At 61.0% G+C, this 16,933-nt stretch carries 16 protein-coding genes, 1 tRNA gene and 1 pseudogene; 7 read left to right on the forward strand and 11 right to left on the reverse strand.

Translation table 11 applies throughout. The features are described 5' to 3' along the window. Nucleotides 1-5: 5 nt before the first annotated feature. The 6 genes from BHV64_RS04790 to BHV64_RS04815 all read right to left on the reverse strand — a co-directional run bounded on the left by BHV64_RS04790 (nucleotide 6) and on the right by BHV64_RS04815 (nucleotide 4,868). On the reverse strand, nucleotides 6-500 hold the full coding sequence (locus tag BHV64_RS04790; protein ID WP_015547202.1) for a GtrA family protein: 495 nt from the start codon (nucleotides 498-500) through the stop codon (nucleotides 6-8). Beyond that, nucleotides 500-1,471: a hypothetical protein gene (locus BHV64_RS04795; protein ID WP_195285215.1), complete on the reverse strand. Its 972-nt coding sequence runs from the start codon at nucleotides 1,469-1,471 to the stop codon at nucleotides 500-502. The genes BHV64_RS04790 and BHV64_RS04795 overlap by 1 nt, the downstream gene beginning before the upstream one ends. Next, on the reverse strand, nucleotides 1,468-2,340 hold the full coding sequence (lgt, locus tag BHV64_RS04800) for a prolipoprotein diacylglyceryl transferase (protein ID WP_044054790.1): 873 nt from the start codon (nucleotides 2,338-2,340) through the stop codon (nucleotides 1,468-1,470). The genes BHV64_RS04795 and lgt overlap by 4 nt, the downstream gene beginning before the upstream one ends. Before the next feature lie 242 nt (nucleotides 2,341-2,582). Continuing rightward, nucleotides 2,583-3,632 (reverse strand): sensor histidine kinase, encoded by a 1,050-nt coding sequence (locus BHV64_RS04805; protein ID WP_015547205.1) that lies wholly within the window; start codon nucleotides 3,630-3,632, stop codon nucleotides 2,583-2,585. A 4-nt stretch (nucleotides 3,633-3,636) separates the two neighbouring features. Continuing rightward, nucleotides 3,637-4,233: a riboflavin synthase gene (locus BHV64_RS04810; RefSeq protein WP_015547206.1), complete on the reverse strand. Its 597-nt coding sequence runs from the start codon at nucleotides 4,231-4,233 to the stop codon at nucleotides 3,637-3,639. Nucleotides 4,234-4,238: 5 nt separating this feature from the next. After that, a complete protein-coding gene (locus BHV64_RS04815) occupies nucleotides 4,239-4,868 on the reverse strand; it encodes a hypothetical protein (RefSeq protein WP_044054409.1) in 630 nt (209 codons plus the stop codon). Nucleotides 4,869-4,911: 43 nt separating this feature from the next. Here BHV64_RS04815 and BHV64_RS04820 point away from each other — a divergent pair. Then, nucleotides 4,912-4,986, forward strand: a tRNA-Arg gene (locus tag BHV64_RS04820). A gap of 245 nt (nucleotides 4,987-5,231) precedes the next feature. Here BHV64_RS04820 and BHV64_RS04825 read toward each other — a convergent pair. Continuing rightward, nucleotides 5,232-6,572, reverse strand: coding sequence for a hypothetical protein (locus BHV64_RS04825; RefSeq protein WP_288115607.1), 1,341 nt, complete (start codon nucleotides 6,570-6,572; stop codon nucleotides 5,232-5,234). Nucleotides 6,573-6,644: 72 nt separating this feature from the next. Continuing rightward, nucleotides 6,645-7,193, reverse strand: coding sequence for an RNA polymerase sigma factor (locus tag BHV64_RS04830; protein ID WP_288115608.1), 549 nt, complete (start codon nucleotides 7,191-7,193; stop codon nucleotides 6,645-6,647). 134 nt (nucleotides 7,194-7,327) lie between these two features. Between BHV64_RS04830 and BHV64_RS04835 the strand changes: the two are divergent. From BHV64_RS04835 to BHV64_RS04845, 3 genes and pseudogenes are all read left to right on the forward strand, one after another. Next, nucleotides 7,328-8,053: pseudogene (locus BHV64_RS04835) on the forward strand (NigD1/NigD2 family lipoprotein). A 350-nt stretch (nucleotides 8,054-8,403) separates the two neighbouring features. Beyond that, the gene (gene ruvB / locus BHV64_RS04840) at nucleotides 8,404-9,411 is read left to right on the forward strand and encodes a Holliday junction branch migration DNA helicase RuvB (protein ID WP_195285218.1); all 1,008 of its coding nucleotides are present in this window, start codon (nucleotides 8,404-8,406) and stop codon (nucleotides 9,409-9,411) included. 318 nt (nucleotides 9,412-9,729) lie between these two features. After that, complete coding sequence (locus BHV64_RS04845; protein WP_217727291.1) at nucleotides 9,730-11,010, forward strand: malic enzyme-like NAD(P)-binding protein; 1,281 nt, start codon at nucleotides 9,730-9,732, stop codon at nucleotides 11,008-11,010. 88 nt (nucleotides 11,011-11,098) lie between these two features. On the opposite strand, the gene aroB is transcribed toward BHV64_RS04845, so the two are convergent. Further along, on the reverse strand, nucleotides 11,099-12,112 hold the full coding sequence (gene aroB / locus BHV64_RS04850; RefSeq protein WP_138265999.1) for a 3-dehydroquinate synthase: 1,014 nt from the start codon (nucleotides 12,110-12,112) through the stop codon (nucleotides 11,099-11,101). Nucleotides 12,113-12,202: 90 nt separating this feature from the next. Here aroB and typA point away from each other — a divergent pair, with 90 nt between their 5' ends. Beyond that, nucleotides 12,203-14,005, forward strand: a complete 1,803-nt coding sequence (gene typA / locus BHV64_RS04855) for a translational GTPase TypA (protein ID WP_022062640.1) — start codon at nucleotides 12,203-12,205, stop codon at nucleotides 14,003-14,005. Nucleotides 14,006-14,131: 126 nt separating this feature from the next. After that, nucleotides 14,132-14,761 carry a DUF4377 domain-containing protein gene (locus BHV64_RS04860; RefSeq protein ID WP_217727290.1) on the forward strand — a complete coding sequence of 210 codons (630 nt, stop codon included), beginning with the start codon at nucleotides 14,132-14,134 and terminating at the stop codon, nucleotides 14,759-14,761. Between the two features lie 79 nt (nucleotides 14,762-14,840). On the opposite strand, the gene BHV64_RS04865 is transcribed toward BHV64_RS04860, so the two are convergent. Then, nucleotides 14,841-15,206, reverse strand: a complete 366-nt coding sequence (locus BHV64_RS04865; protein ID WP_044054791.1) for a YbaN family protein — start codon at nucleotides 15,204-15,206, stop codon at nucleotides 14,841-14,843. A gap of 194 nt (nucleotides 15,207-15,400) precedes the next feature. Between BHV64_RS04865 and BHV64_RS04870 the strand changes: the two genes are divergently transcribed. Continuing rightward, nucleotides 15,401-15,844 (forward strand): RpiB/LacA/LacB family sugar-phosphate isomerase, encoded by a 444-nt coding sequence (locus tag BHV64_RS04870; RefSeq protein ID WP_015547224.1) that lies wholly within the window; start codon nucleotides 15,401-15,403, stop codon nucleotides 15,842-15,844. A 243-nt stretch (nucleotides 15,845-16,087) separates the two neighbouring features. On the opposite strand, the gene ispE is transcribed toward BHV64_RS04870, so the two are convergent. Next, entirely contained in the window at nucleotides 16,088-16,900 is an 813-nt protein-coding gene (gene ispE / locus BHV64_RS04875) for a 4-(cytidine 5'-diphospho)-2-C-methyl-D-erythritol kinase (protein ID WP_217727707.1), read from the reverse strand. Between the last annotated feature and the right edge of the window lie 33 nt (nucleotides 16,901-16,933).

Consider the following 16,933-nt stretch of genomic DNA (forward strand, 5'->3'; position numbering starts at 1 on the left):
CTTGTCTATTCCGGTTTTTCCGCGTGGCGGAAGGTGAAATATTTGGCTGCGAGGAAACTGTAAACCGTCGTCAGCAGCGTCGTGACCATCTTCGCCGGCGTGGGCCACACGCCGCAGACTTCCACGAAGAACTTCAGCCCCGCATAGGTCAGCAGCACCGACCCCGCCACCGAAAGCAGGTAGCGCAGAAGCTGCGTCCCGGCCCCGATCGGCGACCGGCGGAACGCCACGTAACGGTTGAGCCAGAAGCCCACGAAGAAGGTGAACGGAAAGACGAGAATCATCGCCGCGATGTGCGGGGAGACGACCACGAATCCCAGGTCGACGTAGCGGTGCGCCACGATGAAATTGTAAAAGAGGAAATAGCAGACGGGATCGAACAGGATGTAGGTCACACCGCCGCAGACCGCGTAACGGAACACCTGCCGGGGCAGGACCGCGGCGACGGGCCGGATGTAAAACCAGTCGATCGCCCGGATTATCAACTCCGCAAGGGCCATCAGCGGGCGGTGTAGGTCCACATGTCGGGGAAACGCCCGTCCTGCACGCGGATGAACTGCGCACAGGCTCCGGCATCGTCCGACGAGAAGGGCGAAACCATGAATTTCCCTCCGAAACGATAAATCCGGCAACGGAGCGCCGACTCCCTGGCCTCGGTCTCCCGCACGGCGCGCCGGGCGTTCTCTTCAGTGCTGAAAACCCCCAGCACGACATAGTGGCGGCCCGAAAGCAACGCCGTCGGGGCGTCCTGCTCCTGCGCCGGATGCGTTTCGGCGGTCTCCGGTTCCGGGGCTGCATCGGGAACGGAAGCCCCCGAAGCCGCGCCCCCCGCCTGCGCAGCGGACACCCCGGCCACAGACCGTTCCGTCGGAGGAGCCTCGACCAAAGCATCGGGCGCTTCGACGGTCCCGAAGCTGTCGGACGCAGCGGGAATCTCCGTCACGGCCGCCGCTTCCGGCGCCTCCGGATAGAGCAGCAGGAACTCCCGCCCGCCATAGACCGCCGCAATCCCGATTGCCGCGATGCCGACCCACAGCGGCCAGTCGAAACGGCGCTGCACACGAACCCGCACGGGTTCGCGCCCCTGCGGATTCAGCCGGAGGTCGAACGCCTCGTCGGGGATAAAATTCTTGAATTTCAGCTCCCCGACACCCTCGACGGTCAGCAGGTCGGCCCGGTGCACCCGGGCGATCCAGCGGTCGTAAACGGCCTGCGCCTCGGCTTCGGGATTTTCGTATCCGCCGGCCTCACGCATGACGCGGGCAATCTCGTCGACCAGCGACACGCCCCGCTGCTGCGAGGTGAAGGCCACCGTGCGGCTCGGCGGCAGTACGGTTCGCCGGTTGAGCCGCCTGGCTCCCTGCCGCTCGGTGTAGAGCGAGCCTACGCCGGGCAGAAAAATCTCCCCGCCGCCGGCCAGCAGGTTGCCGACAAGCCTGCCGATCTGCTCTTCCATCGGGTTCGCGTTCATTTTTTCTTCTTTTTAGGCGTTGCGGCCGGGGCTTTCGGCACCGGGGCCGGAACCGTTCCGGGCCGGGTCGCGCCCCGCCAGATCATATAGATTCCCAGCAGGATGAAGGGAATGCTGAGCCACTGGCCCATGTCCAAAGCCCAGCCCACTTCGAAAGGCTCCTGCTCGGTTTTGATGTACTCGATGAAAAAGCGCGTGAGGAACGTACCGATCAGGCCGATTCCGAACAGAATGCCCGGACGGCGGCGCGCAATGTCCCTCCTGTAATAGAGCCAGCAAAGGATGCCGAAAGTCGCCAGGTAGCAGAGCGCCTCGTAAATCTGCGTCGGGTGCACCGCCGCAGGGGCGAACTCGGCCACCCACTTGTGCGAACGGACGAACTCGAAGCCCCACGGCAGGGTCGTCGCCTGGCCGAAAATCTCCGAGTTGAACAGGTTGCCCAACCGCACGATCGCACCGCCGATGCCCACCGGAATCATAATGCGGTCCAGCGACCAGATATAAGGCAGTTTGTTGCGGCGCGAGAAGAGCCACAACCCGATCAGCAGGCCTATGGCCGCGCCGTGGCTGGCCATTCCTCCGTCGCGAAATCCCGTGATGATGGTCCACGGCTTCGAAAGGTATTCCATCGTGTCGTAGAACAGACAGTGGCCGAGCCGCGCGCCGAGGATCGTGGCGAGTGTTCCGTAAATGAAAATCGACTCCGAGACCTTTGCGGGAAGTCCTTCTCGATTGACGAAGTTATCGAAGAATTTCGCGCCGATCAGAATGGCCAGCGCCCACATCAGCCCATAATAACGGATGTCGAGCGACCCGATGCTGAACAGCACCGGATCGAAATTCCAGACAACGGAAAGAGGTTGTAGAATCATTTATTTAAGTTGTTTCTTTATTATTCAGCCCCGATTCCTTTTCGGGCGGTCACAGTCGCCGTCTCCGGCGTCGCATTCGAATCTGCCACCCCGCCCCTCTTTCGGGGAGGGAGACGGCGTACGCCCCGCGCCTCTCGTCCGAAAGCCGTCTCTCAAACGACCCACGTAAAGGACTTGTCGCGACGCAACCGGAATTCAGACCGAAATGCTAACGGATCTTACTCCGGATTTCGTACATTCTATTTCATCTCCTGCAAATTCACCTTCTTCAGCGTGAAGGAGAACGTGCTGCCCACGCCGAGTTCGCTGCGGACCGTGATCCGTTCGCCGTGCGCTTCGACGATATGTTTGACGATGGCCAGCCCGAGTCCCGTGCCGCCCTGCTCCCGCGACCGCCCCTTGTCCGTACGGTAGAAGCGTTCGAACACACGCGGCAGGTCCTCCTTGGCAATACCCGAACCGTTATCCTCCACCTCGATCAGAATTTTATCCAGCATGTCGCGGAAACGGATGCGGGTCTGCCCGCCCTCCTTGCCGTAGCGGATCGAGTTGATGATCAGGTTGACGAACACCTGCCCGATGTAGTGTTTGTCGGCCAGCACCCAGAAGGGCGAAGGCAGGTTGTCGGTCCCCTTGACCGAAATCCGGATCTCCTTCCTGTCGGCCTCCATCTCGGCCTGCTCGGCGATCTCCTTGGCCAGCGCCACCACGTCGAATCGCTCCAGATTGAGCTTGTTCATGCTGCTTTCGAGTTTCGAAATGGTGTCGAGGTCGTTGACGATGTTGATCAGACGGTCGATGCTCTTCTCGGCGCGTTCGAGGTATTTGCGGTTGATCAGTTCGTCCTCCAGCCCTCCGTCCAGCAGCGTCGAAATATATCCCTGGATATTGAATATCGGGGTTTTCAGTTCGTGGGCCACGTTGCCCAGATATTGCTTGCGGAAGCACTCGGCCTCTTTCAGCCGGGCGATCTCCCGGTCGTTGGTGTCGGCCCAGGCCGTCAGCTCCTCGCCGATGTTCTCGACGCGCTTGTCCTTCAGTTCCGAGAAGATCTCGTTGGTGTGCACGTCGCGCGAAAGCACGATCGAATAGATCGGCTTGAGTTTGTAAGCCACGTACTTGCGGATGATGAACAGCGCCGCGAGCGCCACCACGACGAACACCCCGACCGACGTGCAGAGCGTGATCCACCACTCGATATGCTGTATAACCATCCCCACGGCGACGATCGCCGTGGCAAGCAGGGCGATCCACAGCGACGCGCCCTCCTTTGTCTTGATGTGTACCATAGGCTTACTTCATGTAGTTTTGCATCAGCCGGGCGATGTATTTGCCGACGATGTCGAATTCGAGGTTCACGACCGAACCGACTTCGATGCGGCAAAAATTCGTGTGCTCGAAGGTGTAGGGAATGATCGCCACCCGGAAACTGCTCTCTTTCGAGTCGCAGACCGTGAGGCTCACGCCGTTGACCGTCACCGAACCTTTCTCGACCGTGCAGAGTCCGGCGCCCTGCGGCTCGTACTCGAAGGTGAAGTACCAGCTTCCGTCGGCATCCTCCTTCGCCGTGCAGACCGCCGTCTGGTCGACGTGCCCCTGCACGATGTGCCCGTCGAGCAGGGCATCGGGTTTCATCGACCGTTCGAGGTTGACCAGATCGCCTTCGCGCAGCAACCCGAGGTTGCTCCTGTCGAGCGTCTCCTTCATGGCCGTCACGGTGTAGGTGTCCTCCGTGATGTCCACAACTGTCAAACATACGCCGTTATGTGCTATGCTCTGGTCGATTTTCAACTCCTTGCAGAAATCCGCCCGGAGCGTGAAATCCTTGTTCTGACGGTCCGTGCGGATCGAAACCACTTCCGCCGTACGTTCCACGATGCCTGAAAACATACTCTTCAACTGTTTATGATCAATTTTCCCTTCACTTTGTAGACCGAGACTATATCGTTGACGTTCAAAACGATGTCATCGTAATTCTCCCGATCCCCGGCCACCAGGCGGACTTTGCCCTCCTCGTCGGCGGCCCGAACTATCCGCAAAGTTACAATTTTTCGGCAGACTATCACATATTCACCCCCGGGAATAATTGCATCGCGGTCCACGGCTTTCAGCAGCACGACCGTTCCGGGCGGCACGATGTTTCCCATCGCACGCCCCGTATAGCACATCGCCAGGTCGCACGCCCCCACCGGAGGCACGACGAGGTTGCTCTCGGCGTCGAGATGCTCCAGATGTGCGATGCCCTGTTCGACATCCACATTATAATAAGGTATCTGCGCGCCGCGTATCCGCTCCTCGGAGAACATCTGCCCCTCCCCCGTCAGCAGCCAGAGTTTGTCGACCTGGGGGAATTTGCTGACGATACGGTCGGCGACGTCCAGCGAAATGCCGTTGTTGCCCCGCTTTATCTGATAGAGGTTTTCGCCGCGCGCCAGGCCGATATATAGCGCAAAATAGTTGGTCGACATATTCGCCCACTTGATTACGGCCTCGATTCTTTGCCAATTATTCTGCTTTTCTCGCATTTTTTTTCGAATATTAAAAAAATTTTTGCATCTTTGCACACCCGGTCCCGTAGTTCAATGGATAGAATATAAGATTCCGGTTCTTACGATATGGGTTCGATTCCCGTCGGGACTACCAGGCACAGGTGCGCAACAAGCGCACTTGTGCTTTTTTTTATCGTATCTGGGCGAATGCAAAGTCGGGCGTCACTTAATTTATTCAACAAAAATAGTAACAAATTTCGATCATACAACAAAAAATAGCATATTTAATCGCCCGAATGCCACTTTTAGACACGCCTGCCCGTAATACGATAAAAGGAATCCGCACTCCCGGTGCGAACTCCTCTTATACAATAAATGTGCGATTTATAAAATCAGACTTCAAAAAGAGAGGCGCACGCCCAGTCTCAAGGTCAGCGTCAGAGGTGAATCCGTACGCGACGTACGCAATCCGGTTTCGGTGAAGTAATACGATCCTTCAGGCTCGAAATAAAGCCCCACCATACCGCCTACACGGTATTGCGCCCCCACGGCTGCAAGCGCCGACCACTGCACGCCCGGTTCGTCGACGGTCTCGGAGCCGAGCCGGGCCGAAACGCATTTCTCGACCATGCCGCCCGCACCCATATATAACGAGAAGCGGCCGCGCTCGAGGAACTGCCAGTTGAAGCGGAGGGGAACCCCTATGAAATGGAGTTTTTGCGCCACGTCGTCCGAGGTGTACTGCATCCTCACGTCCGAACGCAGCAGGGTGTAGTTCACGCCGCTTTCCAGCGACAGTCCGTGGGCGAACTCCTTGCGCACGGCGATGCCGAAGCTCAACGGCTGGTGGTGGCGGAACGAACTCTCGCCGTATCCGCTGCTGCGCAGGGGCGCCAGGCTGTTGCCGTTGCCGATCACCGACGAAGCATCGTTCGTCACCGAGGTGTTGAGCATCCGGGGAGCCAGACCTTCGCTGTTTCCGCCCGCCACGCCGCCGCCGGCAAACAGGGAGAACGACGCCTTTTTATGCGGTTTGGTGTAGGCTACGAACGGCTCGTCGGAGAACCCGGCGCGACCGGCCGCGCCGGCCGCCGACCGCGTTGCGGGCCGCCCGGAAGCCTGCTTCGAAGCCCTTTCGCCGGAAGCCTCCGCCTCCGCAGTATCTCCGGAGGCCGTCTTCGCGACTTCACCGGACGACGCCTTCGCCGCCTCTCCGGAAACTTCCGCCGCGACCTCTCCGGGCCGGACCGCAGGCTCACCGTCCGTCCGGAGATTTTTCAGAGCCGCCGTCTGCGCAGGCTGCCCTGCGGCCGCAGCGAGGAGCGACCGCCGCCCCGCGGAGGATGCCTCCCCAGCAACCTGCTCCCGGGGCAGCCCCACCGCCTTTGCAAGGGCGTCCCGTACGGTTTCCGGCTCCGCGGGCTGCGGTATGGCAACCGCGGTTGCTCCGTCTTCCGCCACCGATGCGATAACAGTCCCATCATTTTCCAACGCCTTGTCCGGCCGGAGCAGGAATTCACCCGCAACGGCCAAGATCAGCACGGCAGCGGCTGCGGCGGCAATCCGCGGCCGGTAGATCCGCCATACGGACCCGCGGGGTTTTGTCCCGGAAACCTCCGGCCCCGGAGCCGCACCGCCCAACTCGCGCTGCAAACGCTCCCATCCCCCCGCCGGAGGCGGGAGTTCGGCGTCGCGAAGCGCGTTCCGCATGGCTTTGATCCAATCCTTGTCTTGTTTCATAGTTCTATGTGAGTCCGGCAGCGCCGGATGATCCACCTTTTTCTGATATTCCGGAGCTGCATCCTCTCGATTTCAATGCGTCTCCAAATAAGCCCTGATCCTGCGGGCCAGCATGGCCTGGGCGCGAAACAACTGCGAAGAGGAGCTTTTCTCGTTGATTCCCAGCATCCGGGCGATGTCGCGGTGGGAATACTCCTCGATGCAGTAGAGGTTGAACACCGCCCGGTAACCCTCGGGCAGCTCGCCGATGAACCGCATCAGCACCTCGCGCGGAACGCGGGCCATCTCCGCCACGTCCGGTTCCGCCACCTCCGCCGCGGCCTTCCCCTCGTCGAGCGTCACGCTTCCCAGCTTGCTGCGGCTGCGTATCCACTCCAGCGCCACGTTGACCGTGATCCGCTCGATCCAGGCGCGCAGCGAGCCGGTTCCCCGGTAGGTGAAACGGTCGAACGCCCCGTAGATCTTCAGGAAAGCGTCGTGGAGCAGGTCTTCGGCCGTCGTGCGGTCTCCGGCGTAACGCATGCAAATCGACAACAGACGGCCTGCATAGCGGTCGTACAGCTCCTTGCGGGCCATATCGTCCCCCTTCCTGCACCCTTCGGCCAGTATCTGTTCCTCCATTTGCATTACTCAATACACTCTATAAATGCCGCAGAAGGCAAAAGACTGCATGGGTGAAAAAAATTTATTTCGCATGCAGTATTCGGCCCTGCCGGACGTTTTAAGAGCGAAAGGTAACATAAAATATGGATATTATGAAAAAATTCGGTTTATTCCTCATCGCAGCTATAGCTGTCACTGCTTTTACCTCCTGCAACGACGACGACGGCGGCTAACCGCTCCGTACGCTCATCACCACCGTCCGCACGCTCGACGGCGGAGACTACTATTTCCAGCGCGACAACGGGGAGACGCTCTACCCCGGCAACAAGTCCCGCGTCCCGGGCTACAAGCCCGATCCCGACAAAACGCAGCGGGTCATCATCTGGTTCACATTGCAGAACGGCATTGCCGATTACGATTACAACATCGACCTCTATTTCGTGGAAAACATCTACACCGGCACTTCGGAGATCGTGACCGACGCGGCTCGGCTCGAAGAGCTGGGCAGCGCCAAAACGGGCTTCCAGGGCAATACGTTCAACCTCACGAAAGAGTGGCTGACCTTCTATGCGCTCTACCCCGTATCGGACAATTCGAAACACACGTTCACGGTGATCGTCAACGAGGTGAAAGACGAAGGCGAAAAGGGTGACGGAGGCGCCGAACAGTCCGAAGCGGCCGAAACGGATTACCTGCAACTGGAGTTGCGCCACAACCCCGGCGGCGACACGCAGGGCTATACCGACGGCTATTACGTTTCGTTCAACCTCACGCCGCTCGCCGAACGGCTCGAAGGCAAGAAGGGCGTCGTCCTGCATATCGAGACCAACAAAAACGGTCCCCAGGAGATCAAACTCGACCTGCCGCAGAAGAAGTAGCCACTCCCTCACGGCAGCTGCTCCGGTCCGCCACTCTGCGGACCGGATTTTTTGCGTCCTGCCGCAGCGCCCCGCAGAGGCGCGTGTGGTCGGAAGATTCGTTCTCCGGAACCTCGACTCCGTTTTCAGGCGGCAGCTCCCGGGGGTCCGCCCGCAACTGCGTTGCGGGCAGGCCTCCCCCGGGCGAAGCGAGCCGGCCCTTCCCGGGCCATGCCCCGGATCGCGCTCCAACACCAGCCGTGCGTTCCCACACCGGCCGTGCGCCCCGAACCGGCCTCCGGCCCGCCTCCCGGCGCATTGTTTTTTCGCCCCGAGGGCGCAGATTTGCCGAAAATCGCTATCTTTGCATCATGTCAATCGTACGCAACACGGAGAGCGATCTCGAATTCGAGAACAAAATCCGCCCGCAGGAGCTGGAAACCTTCTCCGGGCAGGACAAGATCGTCGAAAACCTCCATATCTTCATCAAGGCGGCGCTCATGCGCGGCGACTCGCTCGACCACGTCCTGCTGCACGGCCCCCCGGGACTGGGCAAGACGACCCTCGCGAACATCATCGCCAACGAAATGGGGGCGCAGCTGCGCGTCACGTCGGGGCCGGTGCTCGACAAGCCGGGCGACCTGGCGGGCCTGCTGACCAACCTCAATCCGGGCGACGTGCTTTTCATCGACGAGATCCACCGCCTCAGCCCGATCGTCGAGGAGTATCTCTACTCGGCGATGGAGGACTATAAAATCGACATCGTGCTGGACAAAGGCCCCTCGGCCCGCTCGATCCAGATCGAGCTGGCGCCCTTCACGCTCATCGGCGCCACAACGCGCAGCGGCCTGCTGACTTCGCCCCTCAGGGCGCGTTTCGGCATCCAGTGCCACCTCGAATACTACGACGCCCCGGTGCTTGCGGGCATCGTGCGACGCTCGGCGCGCATCCTCGACGTCTCGATCGACGACGACGCGGCCCACGAAGTGGCCCTGCGTTCGCGCGGCACGCCGCGTATCGCCAACGCCCTGCTGCGCCGCGTGCGCGATTTCGCAATGGTCAAGGGCGAAGGGCACATCGACCTGGAAATCACGCGCATCGCCCTCGCGGCGCTGAACATCGACTCGCGCGGACTGGACCAGATGGACAACAAGATTCTCGGAACGATCATCGAGAAATTCAACGGCGGTCCCGTGGGTCTGAACACCGTGGCCACGGCCGTGGGCGAAGAGGCCGGGACGATCGAGGAGGTCTACGAGCCGTTCCTGATCAAGGAGGGCTTCCTCCAACGCACGCCCCGCGGCCGCGAGGCGACGCCGCTGGCCTACCAGCACCTCGGATTCACCCACCCGCGCGACGGAGAGGCTTCGCTCTTCTGACCGCGGGGAGTTGCCGACACGCCCGGAACACCTCGGCCGTCACTATGACAAACGCTCCATCCGCAATTTCGGCGTGCATTTCGGCATCGGCTGCGAATACCGCATCTCCTACCGCGTCAGCGTCGGCGTCAGTTACACCTTCTACGCCGACTCCCGGGCATCCAAAGCTCCACCCGCACCCGGACGGGCGTCAACAGCGGCCGGCGGTTTTATTTCTAAAAAAATTTCCGAAAATTCTAAAATTTGTTAAGATCGGAGCAGTTTTTGTGTTATATTTGCCGTTAGAGGTTAACAGGTTACTAACGGAAAATGAGAGAGATGAACACAAAAACGCAACTCGACGACGCGGCGCTGCGCTACCACAGCGAAGGCCACCCCGGTAAGATCGGGATCGTCCCGACCAAACCCTATCATACGCAGTACGATCTGTCGCTGGCCTACTCGCCCGGCGTGGCGGCTCCGTCGCTGGCCATCGCCGAAGAGCCGGACGACGTTTACAAATACACGGGCAAGGGCAACCTCGTGGCCGTGATCTCGAACGGCACGGCCGTCCTCGGACTGGGCAACATCGGTCCCCTGGCGGCCAAGCCCGTCATGGAGGGCAAAAGCATGCTCTTCAAGACCTATGCAGGCATCGACGCCTTCGACATCGAGGTCGACACGACCGATCCCGAGGAGTTCATCCGCACGGTGAAAGCCATCGCTCCCACCTTCGGAGGCATCAACCTCGAGGACATCAAGGCCCCGGAGTGTTTCGAGATCGAGACCCGCCTGCGCGAGGAGCTGGACATTCCCCTGATGCACGACGACCAGCACGGCACGGCGATCATCTCCTCGGCGGCGCTTCTGAACGGCGCGAAGATCGCCGGCAAGGAGCTGGACAAAATGCGCGTTGTGGTCAACGGCGCCGGAGCCGCCGCCATCGCCTGCGCGCGCCTGTTCGTGGAGCTCGGCATCCGCCGCGAGAACATGGTGCTTTGCGACAGTCATGGAGCGGTCACGGTCTACCGCGAGGACATCAACCCGATGAAGCGCGAATTCGCCACCACGCGGCGCATCACGACGCTGGCCGAGGCGCTGCACGACGCCGACGTGTTCCTGGGCGTCTCGAAGGCCGACACGCTGACGCCCGAGATGCTGCGCACGATGTCCGGCAACCCGATCGTCATGGCCCTCGCCAATCCCGATCCCGAAATCGCCTACGATACCGCGATGCTCTCGCGCCCCGACATCATCTTCGCCACGGGCCGTTCGGATTACCCGAACCAGGTCAACAACGTGTTGGGGTTCCCCTACATCTTCCGGGGTGCGCTCGACGTGCGGGCCACGAAGATCAACGAGGAGATGAAACTCGCCGCGGCGCATGCGCTGGCCGAACTGACCCGCCAGCCGGTTCCGACCATGGTCCTGCGCGCCTACGGGGTCGAGAAGCTCGAATTCGGGCGCACCTACCTGATCCCCAAGCCGCTCGATCCGCGCCTGCTGTGCACCGTCGCCCCCGCCGTTGCGAAGGCCGCCGTCGAATCGGGCGTCGCCAAACAACCGATCGCAGACTGGGACACCTATGCCGAGAGTCTGCGGAAACGCTATCAGGAATAAGCAAAATCCGGTCGAATGATTCGACCGGATTTTTTTTGTATCTACCGCACACCCGACCCTCTCTGTACCGAAAGCGCCGGAACCAACTCTAAAACAACGCCGCGAAGGCATCCATCGTCATCGGCCGCACCTCGCAGTCGCCGATCCCGACCGGCAGGACGATCCGCAGCATGCCGTCTTCGTTTTTCTTGTCCTTGCCGACCTCTTTCAGCAGGCGTTTCACCTCCACGGGCGGCGTCAGGTCGAAGCCCAGCGCCGTCAGCACATTCACGATCCGGTCGCAGTCGGCCTGCGTCAGCGCACCCAGCTTCACCGCCGCCCCGGCGATCAGCGCCGTTCCCACCGCCACGGCCTCGCCGTGGTTCATGCGGTTGGAGGCCTTCTCGATGGCATGCGCCAGCGTGTGCCCGAGGTTCAGCTTGCGGCGGTCGCCCGACTCGCGTTCGTCGCGCTCGACGATGTCGGCCTTGACGCGGATCGCCGCCGAAACGGCGTCCGACAACAGATCGGTATCCGTGCGCAGCGCCTCGAAGGTCGTCCGCTCGATACGCCCGAACAGATCGGCGTCGGCGATGATCGCCGCCTTGACCACCTCGGCCAGCCCGGCCCGGAACTCCCGCTCGGGCAGCGTGCGCAGCAGCGCGGGGTCGCAGATGACGAACTGCGGCTGCGTGAAGGTCCCGGCCATGTTCTTGTAGCCGTCGACGTTCACGCCGTTCTTGCCGCCCACCGAAGCGTCGACCTGCCCCAGCAGCGTCGTCGAGACGAATCCGAATTTCACGCCGCGCATGTAGGTCGATGCGGCGAATCCCGCCACGTCGGTGACGATGCCGCCCCCGACCGCCAGCACGAAGGTCGAACGGTCCACGCCCAGCTCGATGAAACGGCGGTAGATCATCTCGACGGTCTGCATCGTCTTGACGCTCTCGCCCAGGCCGATCAGCACGGTGTCGTACTGCGCCAGCACCGAATGGTACAGCCGGTCGATCGTGGAGTCGGAGACCACCACCACGCGCCCTTCGGGGAGCACCCCGGAGAGGATGTCGGCCAGCGGGCCTATGAAAATTTCGCTCTGCTGGCGAACGTTGAAGGCAGGTTTCATTATTTAACTTTTTTAAGAATTTTGAGAAACAAGCAAATTTAGTATAATTTCCCGAGAATTTGTTACCTTTGCAGCACAAAATATACTTTTATGCAAAAACTGCGCAATATTGCGATTATTGCCCACGTCGACCACGGCAAGACGACGCTCGTCGACAAAATGATTCTGGCGGGGCACATCCTCCGCGACAACGCCAAGCCGGCCGGCGAACTCATACTGGACAACAACGACCTGGAACGCGAACGCGGCATCACGATCCTCTCGAAAAACGTTTCGGTCATCTACAAGGACTACAAAATCAACATCATCGACACCCCGGGCCACGCCGACTTCGGCGGCGAGGTCGAGCGCGTGCTGAACATGTGCGACGGCGTGCTGCTGCTGGTCGACGCCTTCGAGGGCACGATGCCGCAGACGCGTTTCGTGCTTCAGAAGGCCCTTGCGCTGGGCAAGAAGCCCATCGTGGTCATCAACAAGGTCGACAAGCCCAACTGCCGTCCCGAGGTGGTCAACGAGCAGGTTTTCGACCTGATGTTCTCGCTCGACGCCACCGAGGAGCAGCTCGACTACAAGACCATCTACGGCTCGGCCAAGCAGGGCTGGATGTCGCACAAATGGAACGAGCCGACCGACTCGATCGTTCCGCTGCTCGACGCCATCATCGACGAGATCCCCGAGCCGAAAATCGTCGGGGGCACGCCCCAGATGCTCATCACGTCGCTCGAATATTCGGCCTACACGGGCCGTATCGCCGTGGGCAAGGTCACGCGCGGCTCGCTCAAGGCGGGCCAGATGGTGACCCTCGCCAAGCGCGACGGCGTGACGATGCAGAAAACCCGGATCAAGGAGCTGATGGTTTTCGAGGGCCTCGGCAAGAAGAAGGTCGAGGAGGTTCCCTGCGGCGAGATCTGCGCCATCATGGGCATCGACGGCTTCGAAATCGGCGACACGGTCTGCGACTACGAGAATCCCGAACCGCTGCCCCCCATCGCCATCGACGAACCCACGATGTCGATGCTCTTCACGATCAACAACTCGCCCTTCTTCGGCAAGGACGGCAAATACGTCACCTCGCGCCACATCAAGGAGCGGCTCGACCGCGAGCTGGAGAAGAACCTCGCCCTGCGCGTGACGCCCGGCCCTTCGGCCGACTCGTTCAACGTCTTCGGGCGCGGCGTGCTGCACCTCTCGGTGCTGATCGAGACCATGCGCCGCGAGGGCTACGAGTTACAGGTGGGCCAGCCCCACGTCATCGTCAAGGAGATCGACGGCAAGAAGTGCGAGCCGATCGAGGAGATGACCGTCGACTGCCCGGAGGAGTACTCGGGCACGGTGATCGACCTCACGACGCGCCGCAAGGGCACGCTGACGAACATGGCCTCCGACGGCGAACGCACGCGCCTGGAATTCGACATTCCCTCGCGCGGCATCATCGGCCTGCGGTCGAACATGTTGACCGCCACGGCCGGCGAAGCCATTATGACACACCGCCTGAAAGGGTTCGAACCGTGGGTCGGCGAGATCGAGATGCGCACCAACGGTTCGATCATCTCGGGCGAGACCGGCACGGCCTACGCCTATTCGATCGACAAGTTGCAGGACCGCGGCCGCTTCTTCATCAGCCCGATGGAGCAGGTCTACGCCGGACAGGTCATCGGCGAGCACACGCGCCAGAACGACATCACGGTCAACGTCACCAAGGCCAAGCAGCTCACGAACATGCGCGCTTCGGGATCGGACGACAAGACGTCGATCGCGCCTCCGAAGGTCTTCACGCTCGAAGAGGCGCTCGAATACATCCAGGGCGACGAGTATGTCGAGGTCACGCCGCACTCGATGCGCCTGCGCAAAATCCTGCTCGACGAGAACGACCGCAAACGCGCGGCGAAATAACCCGTCCGCTTCTTATCGAGCGAACGCGACCCGACTATACGAAAAAACGGACTCCGGTCCGTTTTTTTGTGCCAGACCGTGCAGTATCAGGGTGTTGGCTCCGTTTTACGGGAAACATCTGCTCCTATGAAAAAACTTCGCTTCCTGCTGCTCCTGCTGCCGCTCGTGCTCGGCAGTTGCGACGACGACGAATCGCGCGTCGAAACCTGGACCGTGGCTTCCGAAAAGGGCGTCGCCGGCATTTTCATGGGCTTCGGCCACGTCCCCGCCTACATCGTCAAAACCGCCCCTGACGCCGAATGGCGCACGTTTTCAGGCTCCATCGCGAATTTCACCTTCGAAAAGGGGTACCAGACCGAAATGCTGGTCCGCATCGACCCCATCCCCAATCCTCCGGCCGACGGCCCCGAACGCCGCTACACGATGGAACGGCTGATTTCGCGCACCCGGATGCAGCCGGCCATCGACCCGCTGCAATTCAGTCCGGAGTTCGAGGTCACCATCGCCTCCCGGCGCGCCGACAGTCCGGCAACGAGCGGTTATTGGATCAAGGACATGCGCTACACCGACCCGCAGTGGGAGCCGTTCCCGTGGGAGATCGAGGGCTTCGATTTCGAACCGGGCTTCGAGGCCCGGCTCCTCATCCGTCCCGTCGCCGAATACGACGACGCGAAGGGCGACTACGAGGTGAAATACCGCCTGACGAAGCTGATTTCGAGCGAGGAAAAGGTTTCCGAAGGAATACCGGATAAATGAACCGGGGACTGCGCAGACCCGGACCGGAAACGAACCGTCCCGCCTCCGCCCTCTAAAACCGGCTTTTTAAGCCGGGAAATCACTTGCGGAGCGTTGCGAACGAAAGGATGTGCCATGTGACGCCGACGGCCACGGCCAGCAGGCCGACCTGCGCCCACCACCTCCCGTCGAGCAGTCCGAAGATGCAGTAGAGCATCGTGCCCCACATCAGGGCTATGGAAACGACCTTGGCGCGCAGCGGTATGGCGCGGTTTTCGCGGAAGTTGCGGATATACCCGCCGAAACAGCGGTGCGCCAGAAGCCACTCGTAGAGCCGCGGCGAGGAGCGAACCCAGAGGGCCGCGGCCAGCAGCAGGAACGGCGTCGTGGGCAGCAGCGGCACGAAGATGCCGACGACGCCCAGCACGAACGCCGCGCAGCCCAGTATGGCGAGAAAAATCTTCACGGTGCAAAAATAACACAAATTCGGGACCGGGAAATGCCGTGCGACACGATTTTTATTTATCTTTGGTGCCGGGACCGCAACGCTCCTTTTCGGAGTCGGAATGTCTTACCGTGCCGGGCAGCATGCAATCCGGTTTGACAACCGCCCGTTTTTTTGTATCTTTGTAATGCCGAACACGAATAAACCGAAATACGATGAAGAAAATAGGTATCGCCAGCGACCACGCCGGCTATGAAATGAAAGAATTCCTGGTGGGTTACCTCAACGCCATGGGCTATGAGGTGCTCGATTTCGGCGCACACTCGCCCGAGAGCGTCGACTACGCCGACTTCGCCCACCCGCTGGCCGAAGCGATCGAAAACGGCGAACTGGAACGCGGCGTCGCGCTCTGCGGTTCGGGCGAAGGGATGACCATGACGCTCAACAAACATCAGGGCATCCGCGCGGGTCTCTGCTGGGACACCGAGATCGCGTCGCTGATCCGCCGCCACAACGACGCGAACATCATCGTCTTCCCGGCGCGTTTCATCACCAACGACGAAGCCGTCAAGATGCTCGACGCCTATTTCGCCGCCGAGTTCGAAGGCGGACGCCATATCGCGCGCATCGCCAAGATGCCCGTGGCGGGCTGCAAATAGAGTCGCCCGCTCCGGAGAGCCGGAAACGGCGGAAGCAGGCCCCTTGCAGCACGTTGCCGACGGCATCGCCGACACCCTCAACGAGGGGCGCGAAACCGACGGGACCAAAGCGGACGGAACCGAAACTGATAAGGCTGAAGCGGACGGGGACGCAACTAACGGGACCGAAACGGCGCGGCAGCCCACGGATTCGCTTCCGGCAAAATAGCAGGAAACCGCCGCCGAAAGCCCCGGCGCAGCGGTTTACAGACCGAATACGAAAGGCGAAAGGCTGCACAGCCTTTCGCTTTTTTCATGCCCCGCGAAGAGTCCGAAAACCGCCGAGCCGCTGCCCGACATCGAGGCGTAAACGGCCCCTTCGGCCAGCAGGCGCTCTTTGGCGGCACGGATGGCCGGATGCGCGGCGAAGATATGCTCTTCGAAATCGTTGGTCACCAGCCCCTGCCACTCGGCCACAGGCCTCCCGAGACGCTCCGCGAGCGGCACCTCCGGAATCCGCGGCCGCACCCCGGCATAAGCCTCGCGGGTCGAAACCCCCTCGCCGGGCTTGACGATGACGAGCGTCATTCCTTTCAGATTCAACGCGAAAGGCTCCATCACCTCACCTCTTCCTTTACATAACTGCGGCGTGTTGCGCACGAAAAACGCCGTGTCGCTGCCCAGCTCTGCGGCCCGGGCGATCAGCTCCGCTTCGGACAGCCCCAGTGCAAACAGCTCGTTGACAGCCAGCAACACCGCCGTGCCGTCTGACGATCCCCCGCCCAGCCCCGCGCCGAAAGGCACGCGCTTGCCGAGGCGGATAGCCACCCCGTCCACGCCGTAATGCCGCTGCATCAGCCGGAACGCCTTGAGACAGATGTTTTCTTCGGGAGGGCAGTCCACGGCCAGCCCTTCGGCGCGGAACTCCGCGCCGGGCGCAGCGGTGCGCACCACCTCCACCTCGTCATAAAGGCCCGCAACGGGGAACATGACGGTTTCCAGATCGTGAAACCCGTCCGCACGACGGCGCAGGATGTCGAGACCCAGATTTATTTTGCAGTTTGCTTTCAGAATCATAGAACAAAGGTAAGAAATTTTGTACATTTGTAC

Source organism: Alistipes sp. 56_sp_Nov_56_25 (genome assembly GCF_001915285.1).
GTDB lineage: Bacteria > Bacteroidota > Bacteroidia > Bacteroidales > Rikenellaceae > Alistipes > Alistipes shahii.

Bases quoted from the DNA above. Each gene is read 5' to 3' on its own strand.
- BHV64_RS04790 (WP_015547202.1), bottom strand. From the start codon at position 500: ATGGCCCTTGCGGAGTTGATAATCCGGGCGATCGACTGGTTTTACATC.
- BHV64_RS04795 (WP_195285215.1), bottom strand. From the start codon at position 1,471: ATGAACGCGAACCCGATGGAAGAGCAGATCGGCAGGCTTGTCGGCAAC.
- BHV64_RS04805 (WP_015547205.1), bottom strand. From the start codon at position 3,632: ATGGTACACATCAAGACAAAGGAGGGCGCGTCGCTGTGGATCGCCCTG.
- BHV64_RS04810 (WP_015547206.1), bottom strand. From the start codon at position 4,233: ATGTTTTCAGGCATCGTGGAACGTACGGCGGAAGTGGTTTCGATCCGC.
- BHV64_RS04815 (WP_044054409.1), bottom strand. From the start codon at position 4,868: ATGCGAGAAAAGCAGAATAATTGGCAAAGAATCGAGGCCGTAATCAAG.
- BHV64_RS04825 (WP_288115607.1), bottom strand. From the start codon at position 6,572: ATGAAACAAGACAAGGATTGGATCAAAGCCATGCGGAACGCGCTTCGC.
- BHV64_RS04830 (WP_288115608.1), bottom strand. From the start codon at position 7,193: ATGGAGGAACAGATACTGGCCGAAGGGTGCAGGAAGGGGGACGATATG.
- ruvB (WP_195285218.1), top strand. From the start codon at position 8,404: ATGTCAATCGTACGCAACACGGAGAGCGATCTCGAATTCGAGAACAAA.
- BHV64_RS04845 (WP_217727291.1), top strand. From the start codon at position 9,730: ATGAACACAAAAACGCAACTCGACGACGCGGCGCTGCGCTACCACAGC.
- aroB (WP_138265999.1), bottom strand. From the start codon at position 12,112: ATGAAACCTGCCTTCAACGTTCGCCAGCAGAGCGAAATTTTCATAGGC.
- typA (WP_022062640.1), top strand. From the start codon at position 12,203: ATGCAAAAACTGCGCAATATTGCGATTATTGCCCACGTCGACCACGGC.
- BHV64_RS04860 (WP_217727290.1), top strand. From the start codon at position 14,132: ATGAAAAAACTTCGCTTCCTGCTGCTCCTGCTGCCGCTCGTGCTCGGC.
- BHV64_RS04870 (WP_015547224.1), top strand. From the start codon at position 15,401: ATGAAGAAAATAGGTATCGCCAGCGACCACGCCGGCTATGAAATGAAA.
- ispE (WP_217727707.1), bottom strand. From the start codon at position 16,900: ATGATTCTGAAAGCAAACTGCAAAATAAATCTGGGTCTCGACATCCTG.